Annotated in this window: 15 protein-coding genes; 9 read left to right on the forward strand and 6 right to left on the reverse strand. The window is 44.3% G+C overall.

The window, feature by feature from the left end:
- Positions 1 to 188: 188 nt before the first annotated feature.
- Both recA and AMBT_RS13755 read right to left on the reverse strand, forming a co-directional pair.
- Complete coding sequence (gene recA / locus AMBT_RS13750; RefSeq protein WP_013785240.1) at positions 189 to 1226, reverse strand: recombinase RecA; 1038 nt, start codon at positions 1224 to 1226, stop codon at positions 189 to 191.
- Positions 1227 to 1489: 263 nt separating this feature from the next.
- Positions 1490 to 1978, reverse strand: a complete 489-nt coding sequence (locus tag AMBT_RS13755) for a CinA family protein (protein ID WP_013785241.1) — start codon at positions 1976 to 1978, stop codon at positions 1490 to 1492.
- Between the two features lie 306 nt (positions 1979 to 2284).
- Between AMBT_RS13755 and mutS the strand changes: the two genes are divergently transcribed.
- The 3 genes from mutS (at position 2285) to eno (ending at position 8081) form a co-directional block, all read left to right on the forward strand.
- Complete coding sequence (gene mutS, locus AMBT_RS13760) at positions 2285 to 4918, forward strand: DNA mismatch repair protein MutS (RefSeq protein WP_013785242.1); 2634 nt, start codon at positions 2285 to 2287, stop codon at positions 4916 to 4918.
- A 178-nt stretch (positions 4919 to 5096) separates the two neighbouring features.
- Positions 5097 to 6728: a CTP synthase gene (locus AMBT_RS13765; RefSeq protein ID WP_013785243.1), complete on the forward strand. Its 1632-nt coding sequence runs from the start codon at positions 5097 to 5099 to the stop codon at positions 6726 to 6728.
- A 60-nt stretch (positions 6729 to 6788) separates the two neighbouring features.
- The gene (eno, locus tag AMBT_RS13770; protein WP_013785244.1) at positions 6789 to 8081 is read left to right on the forward strand and encodes a phosphopyruvate hydratase; all 1293 of its coding nucleotides are present in this window, start codon (positions 6789 to 6791) and stop codon (positions 8079 to 8081) included.
- Between the two features lie 268 nt (positions 8082 to 8349).
- Here eno and AMBT_RS13775 read toward each other — a convergent pair whose 3' ends face one another.
- Positions 8350 to 11307, reverse strand: coding sequence for a TonB-dependent receptor (locus AMBT_RS13775; RefSeq protein ID WP_013785245.1), 2958 nt, complete (start codon positions 11305 to 11307; stop codon positions 8350 to 8352).
- Between the two features lie 600 nt (positions 11308 to 11907).
- On the opposite strand from AMBT_RS13775, the gene AMBT_RS13780 reads away from it, so the two are divergent.
- On the forward strand, positions 11908 to 12702 hold the full coding sequence (locus tag AMBT_RS13780; protein WP_232363144.1) for a hypothetical protein: 795 nt from the start codon (positions 11908 to 11910) through the stop codon (positions 12700 to 12702).
- Positions 12703 to 12793: 91 nt separating this feature from the next.
- Here AMBT_RS13780 and AMBT_RS13785 read toward each other — a convergent pair whose 3' ends face one another.
- Positions 12794 to 13783, reverse strand: coding sequence for an alpha/beta fold hydrolase (locus AMBT_RS13785; RefSeq protein ID WP_013785247.1), 990 nt, complete (start codon positions 13781 to 13783; stop codon positions 12794 to 12796).
- A 503-nt stretch (positions 13784 to 14286) separates the two neighbouring features.
- Between AMBT_RS13785 and leuA the strand changes: the two genes are divergently transcribed.
- The 5 genes from leuA (at position 14287) to AMBT_RS13810 (ending at position 20343) form a co-directional block, all read left to right on the forward strand.
- Positions 14287 to 15846 carry a 2-isopropylmalate synthase gene (gene leuA, locus AMBT_RS13790; protein ID WP_013785248.1) on the forward strand — a complete coding sequence of 520 codons (1560 nt, stop codon included), beginning with the start codon at positions 14287 to 14289 and terminating at the stop codon, positions 15844 to 15846.
- Positions 15847 to 16944: a 3-isopropylmalate dehydrogenase gene (gene leuB, locus AMBT_RS13795; RefSeq protein ID WP_013785249.1), complete on the forward strand. Its 1098-nt coding sequence runs from the start codon at positions 15847 to 15849 to the stop codon at positions 16942 to 16944.
- 8 nt (positions 16945 to 16952) lie between these two features.
- On the forward strand, positions 16953 to 18353 hold the full coding sequence (gene leuC / locus AMBT_RS13800) for a 3-isopropylmalate dehydratase large subunit (RefSeq protein ID WP_013785250.1): 1401 nt from the start codon (positions 16953 to 16955) through the stop codon (positions 18351 to 18353).
- Positions 18354 to 18356: 3 nt separating this feature from the next.
- Positions 18357 to 18968 carry a 3-isopropylmalate dehydratase small subunit gene (leuD, locus tag AMBT_RS13805; RefSeq protein ID WP_013785251.1) on the forward strand — a complete coding sequence of 204 codons (612 nt, stop codon included), beginning with the start codon at positions 18357 to 18359 and terminating at the stop codon, positions 18966 to 18968.
- Between the two features lie 151 nt (positions 18969 to 19119).
- Positions 19120 to 20343 (forward strand): cyclic di-GMP phosphodiesterase, encoded by a 1224-nt coding sequence (locus AMBT_RS13810; RefSeq protein WP_013785252.1) that lies wholly within the window; start codon positions 19120 to 19122, stop codon positions 20341 to 20343.
- A 66-nt stretch (positions 20344 to 20409) separates the two neighbouring features.
- Here the strand turns inward: AMBT_RS13810 and AMBT_RS13815 are convergent, their stop codons facing one another.
- Together AMBT_RS13815 and AMBT_RS13820 are read right to left on the reverse strand one after the other, a co-directional pair.
- The gene (locus AMBT_RS13815) at positions 20410 to 21654 is read right to left on the reverse strand and encodes a general secretion pathway protein GspB (RefSeq protein WP_013785253.1); all 1245 of its coding nucleotides are present in this window, start codon (positions 21652 to 21654) and stop codon (positions 20410 to 20412) included.
- Complete coding sequence (locus tag AMBT_RS13820; RefSeq protein ID WP_013785254.1) at positions 21647 to 22558, reverse strand: ExeA family protein; 912 nt, start codon at positions 22556 to 22558, stop codon at positions 21647 to 21649. Before AMBT_RS13820 ends, AMBT_RS13815 begins: the two co-directional genes overlap by 8 nt.
- Positions 22559 to 22650: the final 92 nt, after the last annotated feature.

A 22650-nucleotide genomic window follows, 5' to 3' on the forward strand; every position in this document is an offset into this window, starting at 1 on the left:
AATCGAATGCTTACAGTACTAGTCTTTGCCTTTCTATTTTTATTACAGCTTTACTGTTTTTTTATTTTAATTCAATCCAAGATATAGAATTAAAGTGTTAAGAAGTATGTTTTTTGAACACAAAAAAGCCCACCATTTGGTGGGCTTTTAAATAACACAAATGCGCTATTTTATAGTCAGTTTAGTCGCTACTGCTGATCATCTTCTGCAGCAGGTGCTTCTTCTACTTTCACTGTCTTAGGTAAAAGTAGCTCAGCGCGAATTTGTTTTTCAATCTCATCGGCAATAGCTGGGTTTTCTTTTAGGAACTTCATTACGTTCGCTTTACCCTGACCGATACGATCACCTTTGTAGCTGTACCAAGCACCGGCCTTATCAACCAATTTCTGCTTAACACCTAAGTCGATAAGCTCAGCTTCTTTACTTATACCTTCGCCGTAGCGAATCATGAATTCAGCTTGCTTAAATGGCGGTGCTACTTTGTTTTTCACTACTTTAACGCGAGTTTCGTTACCTACTACCTCATCGCCTTCTTTGACCGCACCGATACGGCGGATATCTAAACGTACTGAAGAGTAGAACTTAAGTGCGTTACCACCAGTTGTTGTTTCTGGGCTTCCGAACATTACACCAATTTTCATACGAATTTGGTTAATGAAGATACACAAGGTATTTGAACGCTTGATGTTACCTGTGAGTTTACGCAATGCTTGCGACATTAATCGCGCTTGCAAACCAACGTGTGAGTCACCCATGTCACCTTCAATTTCCGCTTTTGGCGTAAGGGCAGCAACCGAGTCAACAATAACGACATCAACACCGCCAGAACGAACCAGCATGTCACAAATTTCAAGCGCTTGTTCACCCGTATCAGGCTGAGAAACTAAAAGCTCATCGATGTTTACACCTAGCTTCGACGCGTAAATTGGATCAAGTGCGTGCTCAGCATCTACGAAGGCACAAGTTTTACCATTCTTTTGAGCCTCTGCAATTACCTGCAAGGTAAGTGTCGTTTTACCCGAGGCTTCAGGTCCGTAAATTTCTACCACACGACCACATGGCAAGCCGCCTATGCCCAAAGCAATATCAATGGTGAGTGAACCAGTAGAGATAGCCTCAATGTCCATCGCTTGGTTGTCGCCTAAACGCATAATAGCGCCTTTACCGAACTGCTTTTCAATTTGCCCAAGTGCGGCACTTAAAGCTTTAGATCTATTACTGTCCACGTCAATATCCTCTAGGATTAGCGGTTAAATTCTTTAGTTGGTGATGTCTTTGTTGAAGCTGCCTTTGCTATTTATACTAACTATCTTTACTAACAGTATTATTCATCCATACAGCTAGCATTCATTGCATCAACATTTGCTTACCGACACCTTACCAAGTGTTGCGTGCATTCTATACTGTACAAGCATACAGTTTCAACCTGAGTTTTCATTTTATTTTGCTTGTTGGGTTCTTATTAGTAGCATCTTAGATGATCGTCTGTTCAATCAGCCAACATCGCCAATAGATGGGTAATCGCAAATTCTATTGCATGCAGACGAACAGTCTCGCGGTCTCCAGCAAAAACCTGCTTAATCGTTTCTGATTTAGCACCACAGATAAACCCAAACCAAACTGTACCCACAGGCTTTTCTTCGCTGCCGCCACCTGGGCCTGCAATTCCACTTACGGTTACCACAACATTCGCGTCGCTCTTGTACTTAACGCCCGCCGCCATTTCTCCAACGGTCTGCATCGACACCGCACCATGCGCATTGAGGGTTTCTGGTTTCACACCTAGTTCACGCATTTTAGCGTCGTTTGAATACGTCACCCAACTTTGGTTAAACCAGTCTGAACTGCCAGCAATACTGGTAAAGGCGAACGCAACGCCGCCTCCGGTGCAAGACTCTGCGCTTGAAACCGTCCAGCTTTTACGGCGAAGCGCATTACCCAACGCGGTCACCATCTCTGTTGTATTGTCAGATACCATGAATGTCCTTTATTGCTATCAGCGCTATCATCAGCATCGGCCGTTGAAGCATTAATTTGAAGCATTAAGCTGTGCCGATGTACTCATTGGTGAGAGCTACCACTTAACTAATGAGTTCAGGAAATGGTTGAAAATTCCATACTCGTATCAATAATACACAGCAAATACGAAAAGCGATTATTTTAGCACTCCTGCTCTTTTAATCACTCTTCTGTTAATAATTCTTCTGTTAATATAACAAATTGAGTTATCGCAAGTAGCAGCAATAAAAAAAGCACGAGGCATTTTTTGGAATCACACACTCCTATGATGCGCCAGTATTTAACGATAAAGGCGCAGCACCCTAACATTCTTATGTTTTACCGTATGGGCGACTTTTATGAGTTGTTTTTCGACGATGCCAAGAAAGCCGCAGAACTGCTTGATATATCATTAACCGCACGGGGCAAATCCGGTGGCGATCCTATTCCTATGGCTGGCGTTCCTTACCACGCGGTTGAAAGCTATTTAGCCCGGTTGGTGAAAATGGGCGAGTCGGTAGCGATTTGCGAACAAGTTGGCGACCCAGCTACAAGCAAAGGCCCTGTAGAGCGCCAAGTCCAGCGCATTGTTACCCCAGGTACGGTTACCGATGAAGCCTTATTAGAAGAACGCCGCGATAATGTACTAGCGGCAGTTTGCGGCCACAGTATGCATTACGGCGTGGCTACATTAGATGTAACCAGTGGCCGGTTTGTAGTGGTCGAGTGCGACACTGACGATGCCTTGTTAGGTGAACTACAACGAATTAATCCTGCTGAACTACTCTATCCTGAAGGCTTTGAAAGCTTACCCTTGATTGAACAGCGTAAAGGCTTGCGTCGGCGGCCCGAGTGGGAATTCGATATCGATACCGCCACCGAACAATTAACCGCTCAGTTTCAAACGAAAGAACTGGCGGGGTTTGGGGTATCAGATTTAACCAAAGGCATTGGCGCCGCCGGTTGTGTGCTTCAATATGTGAAAGATACCCAGCGTACAGCCCTTCCCCATATTCGCCGTATTCAAAAAGAACAGCAAGACAGCCGCGTACAATTAGATGCAGCTACCCGCAGAAATCTAGAGCTTACCCACAATTTAGCCGGCGGCATTGAAAATACCCTGTTTAGCGTGATGGATACGACCACTACCGCCATGGGTAGCCGGTTACTACAACGCTATATTCACTCGCCTATTACCGATCAACACGAATTACATAACCGTCAAGATGCCATTGAAGCACTTATCGACAATGAGCCAGATGCTATTCGCGGTCATTTAAAAACGATTGGCGATATTGAACGCATAATGGCACGTTTGGCATTGCGTTCAGCAAGGCCTAGGGATTTCGCTAGACTTAAAAACGCGTTGAATACCCTACCCGACCTTCAAGAAGCGTTGGGGGCGTATAACGTTGCACAGCTAAATGAATTAAAACAGGCCGTCAGTACTTACCCAGAACTACAAGCTTTATTAAATAACGCTATTATCGATAACCCGCCTGTGGTTATTCGCGATGGCGGGGTTATTGCTGAAGGCTTTAATAGCGAATTAGATGAGCTTCGAAAATTGTCTCAAGGTGCTACTGATTATCTTGACGCCATGGAGCAACGCGAACGTGAACGCACGGGCATTTCAACCCTAAAAGTAGGCTACAACCGGGTTCACGGTTTCTTTATCGAGATTAGCCGTGCCAATAGCGACAAAGCACCCGCCGAATATATTCGCAGGCAAACGCTTAAAAATACTGAACGCTTTATCACCCCAGAACTTAAAGAGCACGAAGATAAAGTACTTACCAGTCAAGGTCGTGCTCTAGCCCTAGAAAAACAGCTTTATGAAGCACTTTTCGATGAAGTCGCGCCAAGCTTAAATGCGTTAATTGAAACCGCTGCGGCGCTGGCTAAACTCGACGTATTATGCTGTTTTGCCGAGCGCGCGTTAAGTCTGGATTGGTATCGGCCAACATTAAGTATGGAAAGTGCGCTGACCTACGAAGAAGGTCGGCATCCTGTGGTGGAACAGGTTATGAAAGACCCGTTCATTGCTAACCCATTAACACTCAACGATAGCCAGCGCATGCTTATTATTACCGGCCCTAACATGGGCGGTAAATCAACCTACATGCGCCAAACCGCGTTAATTGCACTATTAGCGTATATTGGCAGCTATGTGCCCGCACAAAACGCCCATATTGGTAAAATTGATAGAATATTTACTCGTATTGGCGCTTCTGACGATTTAGCATCTGGTCGCTCAACCTTCATGGTAGAGATGACGGAAACCGCCAACATTCTGCACAATGCCACCGAGCATTCGTTAGTTTTAATGGATGAGATTGGCCGCGGCACCAGTACTTACGATGGCTTGTCGCTCGCATGGGCATGCGCCAGCTATCTCGCCCAAAAGCTGAATGCTTATACCCTATTTGCAACCCATTATTTTGAGCTTACCGAGTTACCTGATACCGAGAAAAGTGTAGTTAATGTACATTTGGATGCGGTAGAGCACGACGACACCATCCGGTTTATGCATAGCGTACAAAATGGCGCGGCGAGTAAAAGCTTTGGTTTACAGGTTGCACAACTTGCAGGTGTACCTAAGCCGGTTATTAAAGCGGCGCAGCAAAAACTCGCTATTTTGGAAAACGCGCATCTTATTTCTGAAACTGAATCCAGTGCTGATGTTAAAACTGATAAATCATCTAACATTGGGGATGAAACTGGCAAGCAGCACGATAGACGCGCCAACAAAAAAGCAGCGTCAACGGCGCATGGTTCCTTACAATCTCAGTCACAACTGTTGTTCCCAGATAAACCCCATCCGGTTGTAGAAGCATTGGAAAATTTATCCCCAGATGAACTTTCACCACGCCAAGCACTAGACCTTATTTACACGCTCAAGCGTTTAAGTCAGTCATAAAAAACAGCGCTTGCGGCGAAAGCCACGCTCAAATAGGTAAAAGAAGCGATTGTGTGGGCAAACAGATTGTTTGCTCACACTAACTTGCGTATACTATTAACCCGTCCAAAGTATGGGTAGTTTAGTTCCTAAACTACACTCATATTTACCCAATACAACTCAACGTTCTAGGTTTCGCATGACAAATTATATTTTCGTCACCGGTGGTGTAGTTTCATCGCTAGGTAAAGGTATTGCCGCTGCGTCGTTAGCCGCAATTCTTGAAGCTCGCGGGCTCACCGTCACCATGTTAAAACTCGACCCGTATATTAATGTCGACCCAGGCACCATGAGCCCTATTCAACATGGCGAAGTATTTGTTACCGATGATGGCGCAGAAACCGATCTTGACCTTGGCCACTACGAGCGTTTCATTCGCACCCGTATGACCAAGCGTAACAACTTCACTACCGGACGGGTATACGAAGAAGTACTAAAACGTGAACGTCGAGGTGACTACTTAGGCGCCACTATTCAGGTTATTCCACACATTACCAACGAAATTAAGCGCCGTGTGGTTGAAGGCGCTGAAGGCCACGATGTGGCTATTGTTGAAATTGGTGGAACGGTAGGTGACATCGAATCACAACCTTTCTTAGAAGCAATTCGTCAACTAGGCACCGAACTAGGTCGAGAAAAAGCGATGTACATGCACTTAACCTTAGTGCCTTATATGCCAGCTTCAGGCGAAGTAAAAACGAAACCAACACAGCATTCGGTGAAAGAACTCCGTTCTATTGGTATACAACCAGATATTTTAGTGTGCCGCTCTGTAGGCGCGCTTCCTTCTACTGAGCGTTCTAAAATTGCGTTATTTACTAACGTAAACGATAAATCGGTAATTTCGCTTAAAGATGTAGACAGCATCTACCGCATTCCAGCTGCCCTTAAAGCGCAAGGTATGGATCAACTTGTGGTAGACCGCTTTGGTTTAGACTGTAAAGAAGCCGACCTATCTGAATGGGAACAAGTGCTTTATGCAGAGTCTAACCCTACTGCTGAAGTTAACATCGGTATGATTGGTAAATACGTTGAATTGCCGGACGCTTATAAGTCAGTTAATGAAGCCCTTAAACATGCTGGGTTGAAGAACCGTTTAACCGTAAATATCCACTATATCGACTCTCAAGACGTTGAAAGTAAAGGCGCGCAAATTTTAGAAAAACTAGATGCTATATTAGTGCCTGGTGGTTTTGGTGAGCGCGGTATCGAAGGCAAAATTGCCGCTGCACGCTATGCCCGTGAAAACAAAGTGCCTTATTTAGGTATTTGTCTAGGTATGCAGGTAGCGCTTATTGAGTTTGCGCGTAATGTAGCGGGTATGGAAGATGCCAATAGTTCTGAATTTGATCCTGAGACACCGTATCCGGTTGTTGGTTTAATTACAGAATGGCTTGATGAAGCAGGTACCACAGAAATACGTAGTGAAAATTCAGACCTCGGCGGCACTATGCGCTTAGGCAGTCAGCTTTGCCACTTAATTGAGGGCACTAAGGTGCATGAAATGTATGGCAGTGGTGAAATTTACGAGCGCCACCGTCATCGTTACGAAGTTAACAACAACCTTCGTGAACAAATTGAAGCCGCCGGGTTAAAGGTAAGTGGTTTGTCCACTGATAAACGACTTGTAGAAGTTATCGAAATACCTGACCATCCTTGGTTTATCGCGGGTCAATTCCACCCTGAATTTACGTCAACCCCTCGTGATGGACACCCATTATTTAAAGGGTTTGTCGCTGCTGCTGGACAGTATCAAAAAGAGAATCATTAATTTCTAATAAGGGAACACTTGCTCCCGTTTGTGTTTCCAAACAATTGTTAAGGAAAAAACATGGCGAAAATTAGTCGCATTATTGGTCGCGAAATTTTGGACTCACGCGGTAATCCTACCGTTGAAGCCGATGTGTACTTAGAATCAGGCGTTATGGGCCGTGCTGCTGCTCCATCTGGTGCTTCAACAGGTAGCCGCGAAGCATTAGAACTTCGTGACGGTGACAAGTCTCGTTATTTAGGTAAAGGCGTAATGAAAGCCGTAGCCGCTATTAACGATGAAATTGCCCCTGCGCTTTTAGGTAAAGACGCACTAGCACAAGCTGATATTGACGCTATCATGATTGACCTAGACGGAACAGAAAATAAAGAAACTCATGGTGCAAATGCCATTCTAGCGGTATCGCTAGCAGTAGCTAAAGCAGCGGCCTTAGAGAAAGGCGTTGCCCTTTACGAGCACATTGCAGATCTTAACGGCACTCCTGGTCAATACTCGATGCCAGTACCTATGATGAATATCATCAATGGTGGTGAGCACGCTGACAACAACGTAGACATTCAAGAATTCATGGTACAGCCAGTAGGCGCAAAGAGCTTCAAAGAAGCCCTTCGCATGGGTGCTGAAATTTTCCATTCACTGAAGAAAGTACTTTCTGCTAAAGGCCTAAACACGGCTGTTGGTGACGAAGGTGGTTTCGCACCAAACCTTAGCTCTAACGCTGAAGCGCTAGCGGTTATCGTTGAAGCAGTAGAAAACGCTGGCTACAAAATGAATGAAGATATTACGCTAGCACTCGATTGTGCGGCATCTGAATTCTACAAAGATGGTCAATACGTATTGTCTGGTGAAGACAAGAGCTTCGATTCTGAAGCCTTTGGTGATTACCTAGCTGACCTTTCTGACAAGTACCCTATTGTGTCTATTGAAGATGGTCTAGACGAGAGTGATTGGGACGGTTGGGCAAGTTTGACCAATAAAATTGGCGAAAAAGTACAACTTGTTGGCGACGATTTGTTTGTAACTAACACCAAGATTCTTAAGCGTGGTATTGATAACGGTATTGGTAACTCAATCCTTATCAAGTTCAACCAAATTGGTTCACTAACTGAAACCTTGAACGCAATTAAGATGGCGAAAGATGCAGGCTTCACGGCTGTTATCTCTCACCGTTCAGGCGAAACAGAAGACGCCACTATTGCTGATTTAGCCGTAGGTACTGCAGCTGGCCAAATCAAAACTGGTTCACTATGTCGTTCAGACCGTGTTGCTAAGTACAACCAACTTCTTCGCATTGAAGAAGCGCTAGGTGATGCTGCAACTTATAAAGGTCGCTCTGAAATTAAAGGTCAGTAATAGCACGCGCTTATATTAAATAAGCGCTTATTACTTATCTAATTGAAAGCTGTGTTAAGGCCCATATTTTATGGTCTCTTAACGCAGCTTTTTTGTGTCTGCTTGAAGCCTTTTCCTAACACCCTTTCAATAATGCTCCTTCAATAACGTCCCTTTCAAAAAAGATGACAATAATTAAGGACTAGCGAGCTTAATTTAAGACAAAAAAATACCCCAGCTCGTGCTGGGGTATTTCAATTTTAGTGTTGTTAGCGAAGCTACACGCTATTTAGAAGCGGTAGTTAGCACCTAAAGTCACTCGGCGGTCGGTAAGACCTTGGAAGCACAACAGTGCACCTTCATTAATACAAGACTGCTCAACTTCTGATTCAGTAATGTTTACCGCCTCAATACCTATGTTCAAGTCTTCGTTCACGTCGTAGTTGATGCTAGCGTTAAGCTGACCACGGTCTTCCTGAACTACTGGGAAACCCCAAGGGAAACTAGATGTGCTTCCGAAGTCGTCCGAGCGGTACGCTTCACGCCATGTGTAACGCATACGGGCTGACAAACCAAACTTCTCGTAGTACAAGGTAAAGTTATAGGCATTTTCAGATAAGTTTAGTAAGCCTTGAACTGTTGACACTTCAATATCATCGATACCCGTAGAAGCTGCAAATACATTTGCCGCACGACTAGTGGCTGTATTCTCTGAATCACCACCATCGAACTCTTGAATCGTGTAGTTAGCAAGTACACCGAAACCTGAAGCCCAACCAAGTTCTTTTTCAAAACCTGAAAGGTCATATTGAACCGCAATTTCGATACCTTTTTGCGTGGTTTCGCCAGCGTCGTTAATCTTAGTTTCTGTACCTACACAAATACCTGTGCCTAGTTCAGGTCCAAAAACGTTGATATCAGCAATTGGGTTAAACACACCGCCACCTTCACAAGGGTCGGTAAGATCACGATAACCTGTTACTGGATCTTCAAATGCACTTACAATCTGGTCAACATGAAGCGCTTTACGTGTTTTATGGAATATACCAACACTTAACACGCTCGCTTCAGCAAAGTACCATTCTGCCGCTAAGTCGAAAGAGGTTACTTCTTCAGGCTCTAAACCAGGGTTACCGATAGCTACATTTGGGTTAGGGCTTGTGCTAAATGTTACTGAAGTAGATAAGTCGTCGAAGTCAGGTCGGCGTATATCTTTACCGGCACCGAAGCGAAGGACAACATCATCAGCCACATCAGCAACAATATTTAATCGAGGTAGAATGAAATCATAATCACCGGTATTAGTTACTTGCGATACCAATTCGTTTCCATCACCGTCAACAGTAATTGAGTTACCTACAGAGGTAACGTCTGTCTGCAAATAACGCAAACCAAAATTACCGCGGAACATCTCATATTCAAAGTTTGCTTGCGCATAAAGTGCATGTGTTTCTTCTTCGATGTCGAAGAAACCTGATGAACTTGATGTTGGCGCATTCAATGTAGCCGTCGAACCGTGTGCGTCCATAGCTTGTTGTAGTGTAGCTAATACGCCATCTGGATCTGAAGCCACTAATTCAGGGTTAATGATTAAGAAATCTCTAACGTAAAGTTCGCGACCATCCGCATCGTTGAAGTTATTAGGCCCAGCGACTAGTAATTCAGAGAATAAATCACCTCGAGGACTGTCTTCCATACTTCTTAAACCAACACTGGTGTTAACATCGTCACGGGTGCTCGCTGATTTATTGTAGCGATAACCAAAGTCGACTGACGTGATCATCGAGTCTACGTAATAAGAAAAATCAAAACGGATCGCATCTTCTGAGTTTTCAGTGGTATCTCTACCTATATTCACATCACGTAAAACAACGTTAGCAGGGTCTAAAAGCTGTTCTACTGTTGGTGCGTATTCTGCACCAGAAGCAATTCCGAACGCTAGTGAACCGCCAGATAAGTCATATTCAAACGGAACACTGTTGTCGTTACCACCACCAGCATCTAGCGGTGCATTGGGGTTGATAAAGTTAAGCGTAGTATTAAAGCTAGGAGTGGTAGTATCTGAAGATGAAGAGGCAACTTCAGCACTTACAAACCATTTCTCGCCTTGCCACTCACCACCTAATCTAAAGATTTGGCTCTCTGTAATACGAGAATTTGTATCGGTAGACAAACGAAGATTAGGATCGTCGTCATCGTTATCAAGATTCACTGGAATCACACCGCGAAGAGCAGCCTGCATTGAACCTAAATCAGTGCCACCTAAAGAACCGAAATTAATCGTTTCGAAGGCATCCGGTACTGAAATATCGTTAAGTGCACTTACGCCTGACGCTTGAACACGTGAGCTTTCTTGCAAACGTTCTTGGTCATTGATGATTGCATCGAAGAAAAACTTAGTGTTGTCGTTTGGCTGCCATTCAAAGGTACCTACAAAGTTTTTCGTTTCATATTCGTAGTTATCATAATCTTGTACGAAAAACTGAATGGGTAGGAAATCGAAGGATTGCGCACTGGCCACGCCGCTATCTGATGCAATTAAGTTATCTCGGTCAGCACGTGGTCTGAACGCCGATACATCTTGCTCCGAATAACTACCACTCACTACCACACCGAATTTACCGTGATCGTTTTCCCAGTTATCACCAAACGTCGCTGAAAGATGAGGTTGGAAACCACTGTCTGTAGACAAGCTGCTGTTTTCACCTTGAATACGAATCGACGTCAATCTCTCAGTTAATTGAAGAGGACGAATTGTTTTAAGGTTGATGGTACCACCAACAGAACCTTCAATTGTTTTCGCATCTGGTGACTTGGTAACTTCCAAACCGGCAATAATTGCTGCTGACACATCTTCAAAATCGATACCGCTTCGGCCTGCGCCTGAACTCACTGTAGATACGCCGTTTATTTCTGTTCGGTTAGCGTCGGTACCACGAATCTGAACCCCTGTTCCAACACCCGCTTCACGCGTAATTTGTATACCCGTGATGTTTTCTAACACTTCCGCTAAGTTTTGGTCAGGCAATTTACCAATGTCTTCAGCTTCAATGACTTCTACTAAATTGTTTGTAAAACGTTTTTCGTTTAGTGCACTGGCAAGCGAGGCGCGAATACCAGAAACCTGTATAACTTCTACGTCTTTTTCAGCTTCTTGTTGAGCGTCTTGAGCAAGGGTAGAAGTGGCAAAACTCAACGATGTTGCAGATAACATCGCTAAGGTAATTTTAGATAATTTGTGTCCCATGTGTGTTTCCTCTTGCAGCGTTTTGAACCGAGCTTTTAGGCTTTCAAAACAGCGTTGCTAAGTTATGTGTGGTTACATCCTGCACTATTAAAGATACACTTCATTTACAAAATGATTACAAAGCTAGACGAAAAACATACAATGGTCAACCTTTGATCACTCAAAAACACAGACTCATTAACATAAATTGTAATGCCAATTAACAACACAACAACTAACCAATAAAAGCACCCACCATCCAAATCAGATACTAATTTATAGTTATCAGACGGTTAGCTATAAATGACTGCAATTTGAGTTTATTTTTTAGGTAAAAAACGTGAGATAAATTAAATAATTATTCTTTAGTATTGATTCGTCAAATGAAGACCAATTCGAAAGTGGTAATACTAATTGCTTATATAAATATATTCGATGCGACTAGATTGGTAATGTAAAATGTTAATGGCTATTGTTGCCGTACGCTGGCGGGATAGATACTTTCATTTGTGGGCATTCATTACAGAAAAACTAGTTAGCGTTTCAAGGCTGTTAATTCAGTCACGCAGCCTATAATTCTCCTGCTGCCAAACTGTGACTTATATTTATTAGTTGGTAGCATTGGGTTTCTGGATACCCAGCCTAAATCCTGCTAACGTAGGTTTATTGCGTCTTTTTTATTGTCTTACCAGTATTATGGCATCCGACGGACATACGTCTTCCACACAATCAGGCTTTTTTAGCAATTCAGGCGAGCTAGGTGGTGCACAACCACAGTTCACTGAAATTTGTACTGCGTTATACGAAAGAGAGCTTTTGCTTATCGCGCACAAGGGCCCAGCCAATGTGTCGATACTGCGCCGCCGATTAGCCGGCCTGCCCCACCATATTCGAAGTGTGGCGCGATACCTCATTGACAATAACTCACCGCTAGACATCGATCCCCACAATGGAAGTTGGTTTATCAAGCAACCTGGAAAGTGCCCTGGGATCACCCAATCTATTGATAAAAAATATCAGTGGTATAGGCAATATGCAGATTACGGTTTGGTTGTACCGATATGCATCACTACGCTAGAAGGTATGCATATAGAGCTCGACTCAATAGATAGCGTGAACCGCACCACAAACACGCTTCATACTAATAAACACGGATGGTTTTCTCTTGACGGCGAGGTGGCGCATAGTGAGATTGAAACCAATCAGTACACCCCAGAAAAAGACACTCCCTGCTTCACCGACGCAAATGCGGTATTAAAACGGCAACTTCTAAAACCTACGACGGCAATTATGGCATCTGCGTGCAGCGGACATATGTGGCGACATAAATCGAAGGGAGCACCTCGAGCACTTTCATTGCGAGAAATGCGTCTGTCTACTCACATAAACTGGAAAAATTTCACCCTGAAAGGTTAAGCCGAGTTCTTATTTAAGGCACACCTATGGCAGGCTTTAACAACAACGCAATGATTACCTTGATACATACTTCCCTGCACAGTGTCGGTATTTAATCCAACGCTTCTTCGTAGCGCTTTATAAAGCGAGAAAAGGCTTCAACGTGTGGTAAGTGCCCCAAACCGTCAAGCTCTTTCACCGTTATGGCAGTGTTGCGGGCTTTAACTTCAGCGCCAAGTTTATCGTAACGACCTAACTCTCGCGTAACGCCCTCTTTTTTCCAACCTCGCCCAGGTCCGGTTCTATCCCGTGAACCTAAAATTAAGGTGACAGGTATTTGTAAATTACCGAATTCTTCGATAACCGGTTGAGTAAATATCATGTCGTAGGTCAATGCACTCACTTTGGCTAGCTGAGGCCAATCATCACCTTCAATCCACCCTGTTAGAAAACTAGCATGTTCCGCATAGGTACTATTCCAATCACCATCGTAATAGTTTTTCTTTTGATAATTAACGATATCTTCAGGCGTTTTTTTCAGTTCATTTTGATAGAAAAATTCCACATCTTTGTACTCAACATAATGCAGATAATTCTCTAATCCTATAGGGTTGATTAATATCAATTTGCTCGTCATTTCAGGGAAAAGCAGTGCAAATCGCGATGCCACCATGCCGCCCATTGAATGACCTGTCACAATCACATCGTCTAGATTCAAAGAGGTGAGCAAATCTTTGGTATTATTCGCTAATGCTGCAAAGCTGTATTGATAATTAACCGGCTTATCTGATTTGCCAAAGCCAATTTGGTCAGGAATAACCACCCCATATCCTTGATTGTGTAGCCAATTAGCTGTCGTTTCCCAATAACTACTGGCAAAGTTCTTACCATGCAACAACAGTACTGTTGGTTGCCCTTCTTCTGCCGGCAAATACATGTATGCCATGTTCAATCCCTGCCCTTGAGATTCAAATGTCAAAGTGTGAACATCAAAGGGATACTCGAAGTCGGTTAGATTTTTCGAAAAGGGTTTTGCAAAAACAATGGTTGAAAACGTGAAGATAAGAAACGAATAACCTAAAGAAAAAATAGCGCGCTTCATCATTTTTCTCTCAAGAAGATAGTAAGTGATTTACCCTATCAAAATCACTAAAACAATACGCCTTGGTTAAGCAGCAAATTTCGCTATTCCATCGCAATTTGGCAAATTAAACAGGCAATACCAGCGCTTCACCAATTTGATGAAATTAGTATATACATCCTAACGACCCGCTTTTTACCCACTGGATTCAAAGCAGGTGAAATGAAAGTGTTAAATTACAACAAAAAGTAGGATAAAAACCCTATTTTCAAAAAACCATTATTTATAACCAAAATTTATACGCATTATTAGAATCAAAGGTTGACCTTAAAGGCGTGGATCGGTACATTGTCGCTATCAACTGGTCGGCAAAGAAAATACGCAAATGATGCGCAATCGCTTTCTTCTAACTCTACTCCTTATGGCAGCAAGACTGCACGGGTAGATTGCGACCAGCGATTAATTACACAGAAACCCGTGCTTAGCACGGGTTTTTTTTTAACTTTTATAAACGAGAGAGCGTTATGACAAATCAAGTGAAAATCTTTGATACCACATTGCGAGACGGTGAGCAGGCCTTACCTGCAAGCTTAAGTGCCAAAGAAAAGCTGCAGATCGCTCTAGCACTCGAACGTTTAGGTGTTGATATCATTGAAGCAGGTTTTCCTGTTTCATCGCCTGGTGATTTCCGCTCGGTTCAAATGATCGCAAAAGAAGTTAAGAACTCTGTAGTTTGTGGTTTATCTCGTGCATTGGCAGGCGATATTGATGCCTGCGGACAGGCACTTAGTGTGGCTGAGCAATTTAGAATTCACACTTTCATTGCTACATCAGAAATTCACGTAGGCGCGAAATTACGTAAATCTCACGATGAAGTAGTAGATATGGCAGTTGCAGCAGTTAAACATGCTCGCAAATACACTGATGACGTTGAATTTTCATGTGAAGATGCTGGCCGTACTCACATAGACTATTTATGCCGTATGGTAGAAGCCGCCATCAATGCCGGCGCTACCACGGTGAATATTCCCGATACGGTAGGTTACACAACGCCAACAGAATTCGGCGGCATTATTCAGCAGTTGTTTAACCGCGTTCCAAATATCGATAAAGCCATTATCTCTGTGCATTGCCACAACGATTTGGGCTTAGCAGTAGCTAACTCGTTAGCCGCTGTAGAACAAGGTGCACGCCAAGTTGAATGTACTATTAACGGTATTGGTGAACGTGCGGGTAATGCGTCCCTTGAAGAAATTGCAATGATTTTGCAAACCCGTCAAGCCATGTTGGGTATTAACACCAACATCAATTCGCAAGAAATTTCGCGTACGTCTAAGTTGGTTAGCCAATTGTGTAACATGCCCGTTCAAGCGAATAAGGCCATTGTAGGTGCGAACGCATTTAGTCACTCATCGGGCATTCACCAAGACGGTGTATTAAAAGCGCAAAATACCTATGAGATCATGACACCGGAAAGTGTAGGTATTAATAAAAACAACCTAAACTTAACCTCTCGTTCAGGACGCCATGTGATTAAGCATCGCTTAACTGAATTGGGTTACAAGGTAGAAGATTACGACTTAGAAGCGGTTTACGACGCCTTCTTGAAGTTGGCTGATAAGAAAGGTCAAGTTTATGACTACGACTTAGAAGCTTTATTATTCTTCGATAAGCAAAAGCACGACCACGCTCACTATCAATTGATGAACCTTCAAGCAACGTCAGGAAGAGAAATCATTCCAAGCGCGACGGTTAAACTGAAGGTAGGTGAAGAAGAGATTATCCAATCTAGTATTGGTAACGGCCCTGTTGATGCAGCATACAATGCGATTAGAGCCATCTTGGGCCATGAAGATGTTGAAGTTGTAGACTTCAAATTAGATTCAAAAGGCGAAGGGGCCGATGCCCTAGCACAAGTAAGTGTAATCGCCACTTATAAAGGGCGTCGTTTCCACGGCATTGGTCTTGCCACCGATATTGTTGAAGCTGGTGTTAAAGCCCTTATTTTCGTACTAAACAACACTTATTTAGCTGATCAAATTGACCAGCAGAAAAATCAACAAGAACGCGTTGCAGGAGTTTAAATGAGCCAGTTCTCAATTGCCGTATTAGCCGGAGACGGTATAGGCCCAGAAGTAATGCAAGAGGCTAACAAGGTCTTAGATGCGGTAGAAAAGAAATTCAACGTAGCATTTAACCGCACAGCCTACCCTGTAGGTGGTTATGCTATCGATACTGAAGGTGAAGCCCTGCCCTCAAAAACCTTGTTAGGTTGTGAGCAAGCCGATGCCATTTTATTTGGTAGTATTGGCGGCCCTAAGTGGGACACCTTACCGTTAGAACAGCGCCCAGAGCGCGCTGCGTTACTAACACTGCGTAGTCATTTTGATTTATTCAGTAACTTACGCCCTGCCCGCATTTATCCTGGGTTAGAAGCCTTGTCTCCACTGCGTGAAGACATTGCTAAATCGGGTGTAGATGTGTTGGTGGTTCGTGAACTTACCAGCGGCATTTACTTTGGCCAGCCCAAGGGTCGCGAAGGTGAAGGCGAAGAAGAGTTTGCTTATGACACTATGCGTTACAGCAAACGCGAAATTCGCCGTATTGCAGTTGCCGCTTTTGAAGCTGCACAGAAACGTCGTGGTAAAGTAACTTCAGTCGATAAAGCCAATGTATTACTGACCAGCCGCTTATGGCGCGAAGTGACTGAAGAAGTGGCAAAAGACTACCCTGATGTAGAGCTTGACCACATCTACATTGATAACGCGACAATGCAAATCATGAAGAACCCAGCGCAGTTTGATGTAATGCTGTGTTCAAACTTATTCGGCGACATCGTTTCTGACGAATGTGCCATGATGACAGGCTCTATGGGCTTATTGGCTTCTGCTAGTATGAATGAAGATGGCTTTGGTTTATACGAGCCAGCGGGTGGTTCTGCACCTGACATAGCAGGTTTAGGTATTGCCAACCCAATTGCACAGGTGCTTTCTGCCGCCATGATGTTGCGTTTCAGTATGAACCTAACTGATGCTGCCGACGCTATCGAAAAAGCGGTTATTGCCACATTAGAAGCGGGGGTTCTTACAGGCGAACTCCTTCCTGATGATAAGCGAGAGAACGCATCTACCACCTCACAAGTAGGTGATGAAATAGTAAAACAATTAATGGCGCAGGAGTAATTAACACCATGGCCAAGACCTTATACGACAAAGTGTGGCAAGCACATATTATCGATCAATTGGGCGAAGACAGCTTAATTTATATCGATCGCCACCTTATACACGAAGTAACTTCGCCTCAGGCTTTTGCTGGCTTAAATGAAAAAGGCCGTAAAGTACGTTGCCCTGAGCGCACTGTTGGTACCATGGATCACAGTATTTCTACTCGCTCGTTGGCGATAGATGCATGCGGCCCGCAAAATGCGCTTCAACTTCACACCCTTGCGAATAACTGTGAACAACACGGTATTCAGCTGTACCCTGTTGGCCATCAAAAGCAGGGTATTGTGCATGTTATGGGCCCTGAACTAGGCCTGATTCAACCGGGCATGACAGTAGTATGTGGCGATTCACACACTGCCACCCATGGCGCATTCGGTGCCCTAGCATTTGGTATTGGTACGTCTCAAGTTGAGCACGTATTAGCCACCCAAACCCTTAAGCAAAGCCGTGCGAAAAGCATGCTTATTAAGGTAAATGGTACGCTTCCTGTTGGTATTACTGCGAAAGACATTATTCTTGCCATCATTGGTAGAATTGGTCACGCAGGCGCAACGGGGCACGTTATTGAATACGCGGGTGAAGCTATTTCCGGTTTAACCATGGAAGAGCGCATGACCGTGTGTAACATGAGTATCGAAGCCGGTGCTAAAGCAGGCTTAATTGCACCAGATGACACTACTTTTGAATACCTTAAAGGCCGTGAATATGCGCCGAAGGGCCAAGACTGGGAAGACGCAGTAGCCTATTGGAAAACCCTTTACACTGAAGAAGGCGCAAGCTTTGACACAGTAGTAGAACTTGAAGCGGCTGACATTGCACCTCAGGTTACTTGGGGCACAAACCCAGGCCAAGTTATTGGTGTTGATGCACCCGTGCCGGGCCCAGATGATTTCTCTGATCCTATCGAAAAAGAAAGTGCCAAAAAAGCCTTGGGCTATATGGGATTATCAGCAGGCGATAAACTTGCCGATGTTGCCGTAAACCATGTGTTTATCGGTTCTTGTACTAATGGTCGGATTGAAGATTTACGTGCAGCTGCCCATATTGCTAAAAACGGCAAAGTGGTCGATTCGGTTACCGCCATTGTGGTTCCGGGTTCAGGTCATGTGAAAAAACAAGCGGAAGCTGAAGGGTTAGATAAAATTTTTACCGATGCTGGCTTTGAGTGGCGCTTGCCGGGCTGCTCTATGTGCTTGGGTATGAACGACGATAAACTGGTGGCTGGCGATCGCTGCGCATCAACCAGTAACCGAAACTTTGAAGGCCGCCAAGGCCGTGGTGCACGCACCCACTTGGTTAGCCCAGCGATGGCAGCTGCAGCCGCTATTACGGGCCGTTTCGCCGACGTTAGAGATTTTCAGGAGTAAATAATGTCTGATACAACACAAGGTTTTACCGCGCATACAGGTACAGCGGTACCGCTAGACCAAGCTAACGTAGATACCGACCAAATTATTCCTAAGCAGTTTCTAACTGGTGTAACCCGTGCGGGCTATGGAAAGCACTTGTTCCACGATTGGCGTTATTTGGATTTAGAAGAAAAAGTACCTAACCCTGAGTTCTCATTGAACAAACCTGAGTTTGCCGGTGCAAGTATTCTACTTACCAGAGAAAACTTCGGTTGTGGTTCTAGCCGTGAACATGCGCCATGGTCGCTGAACGATTTTGGTTTTAAAACCATTATTGCCACCAGCTATGCTGATATATTTTACGGCAACTGCATTAACAACCAATTGTTGCCAGTTGCGCTTGCCAGCAGTGAAATGGACGCGCTATTTGCAGCAGTAGAAGCCAATCCAGCGCTAGAAATTACGGTTAACTTACCAGAGCAAACTGTAACTTTTGGTGAGAATAGCTTTAGCTTCGACATTGCGGATCACCATAAAACTAACTTGCTAAAAGGGTTAGATGCAATTGGCCAAACGCTTGAGCTTACCGACAAAATCTCGGCTTACGAAGCTAAGCAACCTGCTTGGATTTAAATACTGGCTGTAAAATACTCACTCTTAAACGTAAAGTTTAAACTTTAGTATCGTTCAGTGGAATTTTGCGCCGTAGTGATGGCGAAGTACTCGTACTTCGCCTAACTTTAGTAAGTAATTAACATCGCTTATAAAATTGAATGGAGTCTTTATGCTGAAAGCAGTACCTATTGATGATCTCAAACCGGGGATGTACATCAACCAAGTACTTAAACAAACTGGCAGCTTACGGATGCGTTCAAAGGGTCTTGTAAAACACCAAACGGTTATCAATACATTAAAATCTCGCGGGATACAGGTTGTTCAAGTAGACTTCGACAAGTCTCCCAATCACGAACCAGCAACCGACTCAGCTCCCAACCCCACATCAGAAACAATCGTTCAAGCGCCTACTAAGGTAAGAGAAGAGCCGTCGCCAGCGACTACTAGCCTTACACGAAACGCAATGAAAGAAGCGAATGGGCTTTACTTTGATGCGGTAAATATACAAAACGGCTTTTTATCTGCACTTAATCGTGGTGCAGTAAACGACTTGAAATTAGTAAAAGAACTAGCCCAGAGCCTTATCGATAGCATATTTGATAACAAGGACGCCCTATCCTGCTTAACTCTGATAAAAAACAATAACGCTTACCTGCTAGAACACTCCATCAACTGTAGTATTTTAATGGGTATGTTTACCCAGTTTCTTGGCTATGACAGAGGAACCATAGACCAAGCGAGTCTAGGGGCATTGTTAATGGATGTGGGCATGTCGTCGATACCGATGGATGTTCATAACAGTGTTCAAGATTTGTCAGCGGCAGATTGGGAACTGATGAAAACCCACGTTGATATTGGTGTTGAGCTTGTGGAGCAATGCGGGGATATTTCGGATTTAGTGTTATCAATTATTGCGCAACATCACGAACGCATAGACGGCAGTGGCTACCCTAAAGCACTCAAAGAAATGGAAATTTCCGAATTTGCGCGCATTGCAGGCATTATTGATACCTACGATGCTATGGTGTCCAACCGTCCCCACAAAGAAAGTATTAGCCCCACCCAGGCCCTCAAACGACTCACCGAAGATAACAGACTCGATCAGACCTTGGTTAACCAGTTTGTCACGTGCATGGGAGTGCACCCTGTCGGCTCAATTGTTAGGCTAAAAAGTGGGAAACTTGCCATTGTCAGCCAACAAAACCCACTTATTACGATGAGCCCCATTGTGATGACATTTTATAGCGTTTCATCCCAGCAATATGATGATATTACTCGGTTAGATTTAAGTGATAATGATGATGAAATTGTTTCGGGCGTGCGGCCCGATGATTTCAACGTGAACTTATCGAATTTCTTTCAAGACGTATTGGTAAATCAAGCGCCAGACTAATGAGCATCCTGACTATAAGCCAAGGGTATTAACATTCACCTTAATACCCAATGCCTAGCGCCTTTACTACCAGTCAGTAAGCGCCGCCATGGTGAAGAGTTCTTCTTCAAAACCTAGCACCACTTGCTGCGCTTCAATATTAACAATTTGCACTTTATCGTCAATCCAATCACCTTCACTCATTTGTATGCCATTCACCCGCACCCAACGATCATCTGGTCGTGATGCGTACATATGCGCACTGAAATTCATAGAGGGCAACCGCGTTAATAGCCGTACAGGCAACTGATCAACACGCTGAATATTATCTCGTACCGTTACTTTCGTTTCCGGCTCAAAATCATTGTTCTCAGCTTGAGTATCCAGCGCTGCCACCGCTTGATTAAAACGCGCTAACAGTTCTGGCGATACTTCAATCTTGTTGTCACCTTGGTTACCTTGAGAATTAAGCACCCGCCCTTCTTCCTCAGCCGCGGCTAAATCGAAGGTATCATCAGCGTCATTTTGATTTCCCGACCGCGTCTGGTCTTCCGTCCGTGCTTGGCTTCCCGTCCTTGCGTAGCTTGGCAGTGACTGCGAATTTGGGTTGGTATTAGAGGCTTGCGCTATGCGATCTGAACCATCTTCTTGCGAAGCGATATTTTCAGAAGGTGAATTATCGCTAGTCGTTGATACTTGTTCAGATGCATTGGGCACTATGAGTGGCGTAGTTTCAGGCGCTGACGTTTGTCCAGCCCCTTGTTCACTGTCTTGTCCGTTCACTGGCGCAGGTAACTGTGAAGGGGCTTGTGCAAGCGCTTGGGAGCCTTGCTTCGAGATACCAGTGGTGTTTGAAGCTTCAGGTCGAATAGATTCCACAACCGACGCGGTAACGGCAGGCCACCACTCCCCTCGCGTGGCAATCAGAAACCCTAAGCATAAACCACCTGCAACAATCGCTGAGTAAGTCGCCAGCTCTTTACCATATACCTTCCACATGGAAGGCAGCCCTTGCACGGTAGGCAAAAACAAACTGCGATTAAATTGGTCAGATAGCGTTTTGTCGAACTTTGCGCTGGTATCGTGCTGGCCACGTAATAGCGCTTGGGTTTGCGTTCGATGTCCAACGCCAGCTGTAGCTGCAGGCGCAATCTCTACGGTTTGATCGGGATCTATTTCTATTTCCTGAACCCCCATTTCTGCTAAGCCTTCCACCATAGCATCACTGGAGACCAAGCCGGATTTTCGAATTTTAACTGGGCCATTCTGTTGCGTAATTCTAACAATCACCATGCCGGGCTTTAGGTCACTAATACTAAGAATGTTAGACATATAAACTCCCTAGCCCATAGCCACAAAACACAGCCACTACAAATGCGCTAGCAAGCCACCATTTACGGTTACCCTGTATACGCTGGCTGACCACATCTTCACCAAGAATTTGCTGTGCCGCAGCAAGGAAAATAGGCTTTTGCACTACGGCATGTTGTTTGGTGAAAGAAAGCGTTAATGCTCTATCGCAAAGCAAGTTTATAACTCTTGGAATACCACCGGTTATTTGATGCACTGCCCGCAAAGTAGATTTGCTAAAAATACTCACATCACCGTGAGCCACACTAAGCCTATGCGCTATGTAAGCACTAACTTCCGGGGCGGTAAGGGGCAGTAAATGATACCGGGCAGTAATACGCTGCGCGAGCTGTCTCAGCTCGTTACGCTTCAATAGTTGCTGTAATTCAGGCTGACCAATTAATACCACTTTTAGTAGTTTTTCGCGGTTGGTTTCTAGATTCGTGAGTAACCGCAACTGCTCCAACACTTCTGGCAATAAATGTTGCGCTTCATCAACCATCAACACGGTATTCATGCCCTGTTGGTGATTTTCTGCCAATTTAGATAAAATCAAATCGGTGAAGTATTTTAAGCTGGCTTTCTCTTCTTGGTACGGTAAACCAAGTTCATCGCATACCGTGGCGAGCAACTCCAGCGCAGAAAGCGTTGGGTTTAGTATCATTGCTACTTGGGTGTTATCTGGCAATTGTTGCAATAACTTACGAGAAACCGTGGTTTTCCCTGTACCTACCTCGCCGGTAAGCATAACAAAACCGCCACTTTCACTTAGCCCAAAAGTAAGGTGAGCTAGCGCCTCTTTGTGCCGCGGGCTCATATAGAGGTAATCGGGGTTTGGTGCGATTGAAAACGGATTATCGCTTAACCCAAAGTAATTCAAATACATGGTATTCGCTGTTGAAGTTGAAAACGCGATTTAAACTACCAGAGCGTGAACAGAAGTCAAAGTGTGCTTATACGATCTGCTTCTGTAATAAT

This window comes from Alteromonas naphthalenivorans, assembly GCF_000213655.1.
GTDB classification, from domain to species: Bacteria; Pseudomonadota; Gammaproteobacteria; order Enterobacterales; family Alteromonadaceae; genus Alteromonas; species Alteromonas naphthalenivorans.

Coding starts and splice junctions, on each gene's coding strand:
- AMBT_RS13815 (WP_013785253.1), bottom strand. CDS start 21,654: ATGTCTAACATTCTTAGTATTAGTGACCTAAAGCCCGGCATGGTGATT.
- leuA (WP_013785248.1), top strand. CDS start 14,287: ATGACAAATCAAGTGAAAATCTTTGATACCACATTGCGAGACGGTGAG.
- leuD (WP_013785251.1), top strand. CDS start 18,357: ATGTCTGATACAACACAAGGTTTTACCGCGCATACAGGTACAGCGGTA.
- mutS (WP_013785242.1), top strand. CDS start 2,285: ATGATGCGCCAGTATTTAACGATAAAGGCGCAGCACCCTAACATTCTT.
- AMBT_RS13755 (WP_013785241.1), bottom strand. CDS start 1,978: ATGGTATCTGACAATACAACAGAGATGGTGACCGCGTTGGGTAATGCG.
- leuC (WP_013785250.1), top strand. CDS start 16,953: ATGGCCAAGACCTTATACGACAAAGTGTGGCAAGCACATATTATCGAT.
- AMBT_RS13810 (WP_013785252.1), top strand. CDS start 19,120: ATGCTGAAAGCAGTACCTATTGATGATCTCAAACCGGGGATGTACATC.
- AMBT_RS13775 (WP_013785245.1), bottom strand. CDS start 11,307: ATGGGACACAAATTATCTAAAATTACCTTAGCGATGTTATCTGCAACA.
- AMBT_RS13785 (WP_013785247.1), bottom strand. CDS start 13,783: ATGAAGCGCGCTATTTTTTCTTTAGGTTATTCGTTTCTTATCTTCACG.
- AMBT_RS13765 (WP_013785243.1), top strand. CDS start 5,097: ATGACAAATTATATTTTCGTCACCGGTGGTGTAGTTTCATCGCTAGGT.
- leuB (WP_013785249.1), top strand. CDS start 15,847: ATGAGCCAGTTCTCAATTGCCGTATTAGCCGGAGACGGTATAGGCCCA.
- eno (WP_013785244.1), top strand. CDS start 6,789: ATGGCGAAAATTAGTCGCATTATTGGTCGCGAAATTTTGGACTCACGC.
- AMBT_RS13820 (WP_013785254.1), bottom strand. CDS start 22,558: ATGTATTTGAATTACTTTGGGTTAAGCGATAATCCGTTTTCAATCGCA.